This window comes from Clostridium frigoris (genome assembly GCF_018861865.1).
GTDB classification, from domain to species: Bacteria; Bacillota; Clostridia; order Clostridiales; family Clostridiaceae; genus Clostridium_AD; species Clostridium_AD frigoris.
Map to the genome: position 1 here is coordinate 1 of NZ_JAHLDV010000153.1, position 654 is coordinate 654.

The window sequence follows — 654 nt, forward strand, 5'->3', positions numbered from 1 at the left end:
TCTTCTTTCATACTAGAGTTTATTGACATCTCATTGTCTAAAATAGTTATTTCTTTCATGTCATCCAAAAGTTCGCGCATCAATTTACCAGATTGAGGAGCCCATGAACCATTTTCTATAAGAGCAAAAGTACGTTTTTGAAGATTTAATGCCTTCATATCCATTATATAAGCAAGCATTGGTGGATAAATCTTTAGGTTGTAAGTTACAGATGCAAGAACCACATGACTATATTTGAATGTCTCAGAAATCAAATACGATACATGAGTTTTTGAAACATCGTACATTACAACATTCGTCATTCCTTTTTCCACGAGCCTTGTGGCTAAGTCGTTTGCAGCGGCCTCCGTATTGCCATACATTGTTCCATAAACAATCATTACACCTTTTTCCTCAGGTTCGTACCTGCTCCACTTGTCATACTTATCTAAAAAGTATCCCAAATCATTACGCCATACTGGTCCATGTAGTGGACAGATAATCTTTATGTCAATAGTTCCAGCCTTCCTTAAAAGGTCCTGAACATGAGGACCATACTTGCCTACAATGTTTGTATAATACCTTCTAGCATCATCAAGTAAGTCGCGGTCAAAGTTCATCTCGTCATTAAAAATCTTACCATCCAATGATCCGAAAGATCCAAAAGCATCTGCA

Annotated in this window: 1 protein-coding gene; it reads right to left on the bottom strand. The window is 37.0% G+C overall.

Features of this window, described 5'->3' with window-relative positions; all coding sequences use genetic code 11:
- Window positions 1–654: flavodoxin domain-containing protein (locus KPL37_RS19565; protein ID WP_216151723.1), on the bottom strand; the 654-nt coding region annotated here is incomplete at both ends.